The following is a 2,591-nucleotide window of genomic DNA, read 5'->3' on the forward strand; positions in this document are numbered from 1 at the left end:
GTGGTGGCCCAGCTCGGCACCAAGGGCTCGCTCGATCAAGGCCTTTTTGAACGCCATCGACGCATCCTGAATGGCTTCGGCACTCATCGGGCCGCTGACGAACTGGTCGATCAGCTCTTTTGGAATGGCTGGAAGGTCACGCTGGGCCCTGCGGGCCGGTTTCTTTGTGGTTGGCATACATGCACCTCTTCAACATGTTATGCCCGAACACAAAATTTATGACAGTCCCCGCACTTGTGAACAACTATACTACCCTGCACGGTCGTACAGCGTTTCAAGGGCGCCGAGAGCTGTGGCGAATTCAATTGCAACCGCCATCGTTTCTGTAACTGATCCATAAACCCCACCTGTTCAAAAAAAGGTGAGGCGCTCAACATTCAATACTCTCAAAAAAAGACCTTGGCGTCCCAAGGTCTCTTTAACTGCTTACACGGGTTCAACGGATGTACAACACCATCCAATGTGGGAGCTGGCTTGTCGGGTTGCCGCATCGCTGCGAAGACGCCAGCCCAAACACCATCAACTCACCCGCTTACACACCAACAGCCTCCCCCGCCTCCATCACCCCATTGGGCAACATCCCATTCGCCAAATCATCCACCACCGCCTTCGCCATCTCCCCCAAATAATGCGCCGCCCAGGCAAAACGGTCCGCGCCCGTGTCCATGGCCGCATCCAACGCGAGCATTTTGGAACAGTGAAGCAGCTCGGAGGCATGCTCCAGGGCATCGCGAATGGGCACACCAGCATTGACACGGAATAGACGGTGGAGGTTCGGCTGTTTGCCGCAGGTGGAGAAGGTGATGACGCCGAGGGTTTTGTTGAGGGGTGGGTTGATCATTGGACACCTCCGAACTGCGCGGTGGTGGTGGTGACGACGGTGCTGCGAGGGTGCGACCTATCAGAAACGCTCATTGCTTAAGCTCCTAATGTAGTGAGCTGCCACGTTCGTTTCTCATGCGAATGGGTGGCAGCTATGCGCGGGCTGAGAAACCGGGACAATAGGAACCCGGCAGACCCGAAGGTCTCCCACGCATAGCCGCCATGACACAGACATACGAGCACAAAAAAGCGCCAACAGTCTAATGGATGGTGGCGCCTATGCGCCTATTGTTTCTCGGATTCTCAAGTCCGGTCGCTGGGTTGGAAGCGACGGTTAGGACGGTAGCCGAATGTGGGTAAAGCAGGAAACCAAGAGTTTGTGACCAGAGTTATCTGAAAGTGAGCTAACTGGTAACCGTCTGGGCGAGTCGCCCTCTGGTCGCTGAAGTTCTTGGCGCCGTTGGTTCGGCAGGGGGCGGCGTCTCCGAAGATTTCCGAATGATTTTTCCATAGGGTGTTGAACGTGAGCATTCGGCGCATCCATCGCGTATTTGGCTCGCGACCGTAGCAAACGCTTGGCTGCTGAAGATGACTCCAGAAAATCAGAACGGTCCTACTCGCATGTAGACCCTCAATTGCATGACAGGACACACACATCGGCAACACACAAATAAGCGAGCTCAACTACTCGTTCTTGCAAACCGCTAACGCGTAAATCCCCCGAATGCCCTGTTAATTCTGACAGTAGATTTCACCCCTCCTTGGACGGACTATGTGTTCTTTCTCTATCCGACCTACTAAGGAAGTGATTCAGATTATGAAAACCGCATATCAGATGCTATCAACCATTATTCTGATTTTATCTGCCACTGTGTGGGCATTGGACGACAACGAAGAAATCACGCCTAGCGAAGCGGGCTCCCAATACTGGGTCTATACCGTTACATGGCAGCCGAGTTTCTGTTTGCAAAATCCCAAGACTGCTGGCTGTGAGTCACCGCCGGAAAAATTTCTAACCCATGGAATATGGCCCTATAACAACAGTACACCAGAGAAAAACAATCGCCATCCGGCCTTCTGCAATACGGCGCCTGGTTGTGAACAAGGCAAGGAGTGCGAAATCAGCGCAGGCAACTTGGAGCAAATTGCACATGAGCCCGAAATCGCAGCCTGGGTCACGGCCAACCCGGAGGGTATGTTTAAACATGAATGGAAGAAACACGGAACCTGCTCAGGCAAAGCAGTGCAGGACTATTTCAATGACATCGTCAGACTCAGGCCGGCGGTTCAATATGATCAGGCAAAGTTCGCCACTTGGGTGGGTGGCAGCGTGATGTTTGATGAGCTAAAGACAGCATTCCCCTCAAATGCGTCCTATCGTTGCTTTGTCAAAGACGCAAAGCAGTATTTGCATGAGGTGTTCTACAAAATTACCCCCAATGGCGCCCCCTATGAAGACGATGCAGCGTTGCAAATAGGCATCGCCTGTAAAGTCCAGGAAACATTTATTCCTAAAGGGAAATGACACAGAACATTCCGCGGGACTGTCATAAATTTTGTGTTCGGGCATAACATGTTGAAGAGGTGCATGTATGCCAACCACAAAGAAACCGGCCCGCAGGGCCCAGCGTGACCTTCCAGCCATTCCAAAAGAGCTGATCGACCAGTTCGTCAGCGGCCCGATGAGTGCCGAAGCCATTCAGGATGCGTCGATGGCGTTCAAAAAGGCCTTGATCGAGCGAGCCCTTGGTGCCGAGCTGGGCCACCAC

The 2,591-nt window shown here is 53.0% G+C and carries 2 protein-coding genes and 2 pseudogenes; 2 read left to right on the top strand and 2 right to left on the bottom strand.

The genetic code is table 11. The features are described from left to right. Both E0F99_RS29625 and E0F99_RS29630 read right to left on the bottom strand, forming a co-directional pair. Positions 1 to 177 (bottom strand): annotated as a pseudogene (locus E0F99_RS29625) (IS256 family transposase); the annotation flags it as partial. A 355-nt stretch (positions 178 to 532) separates the two neighbouring features. Continuing rightward, positions 533 to 841 carry a DUF3077 domain-containing protein gene (locus E0F99_RS29630; RefSeq protein WP_083356851.1) on the bottom strand — a complete coding sequence of 103 codons (309 nt, stop codon included), beginning with the start codon at positions 839 to 841 and terminating at the stop codon, positions 533 to 535. 798 nt (positions 842 to 1,639) lie between these two features. On the opposite strand from E0F99_RS29630, the gene E0F99_RS29640 reads away from it, so the two are divergent. Together E0F99_RS29640 and E0F99_RS29645 are read left to right on the top strand one after the other, a co-directional pair. Then, positions 1,640 to 2,347 carry a ribonuclease T2 family protein gene (locus tag E0F99_RS29640; protein ID WP_162276182.1) on the top strand — a complete coding sequence of 236 codons (708 nt, stop codon included), beginning with the start codon at positions 1,640 to 1,642 and terminating at the stop codon, positions 2,345 to 2,347. Between the two features lie 67 nt (positions 2,348 to 2,414). Further along, positions 2,415 to 2,591, top strand: a pseudogene (locus E0F99_RS29645) (IS256 family transposase); the annotation flags it as partial.

It is taken from the genome of Pseudomonas antarctica (genome assembly GCF_900624995.1).
GTDB lineage: Bacteria > Pseudomonadota > Gammaproteobacteria > Pseudomonadales > Pseudomonadaceae > Aquipseudomonas > Aquipseudomonas antarctica.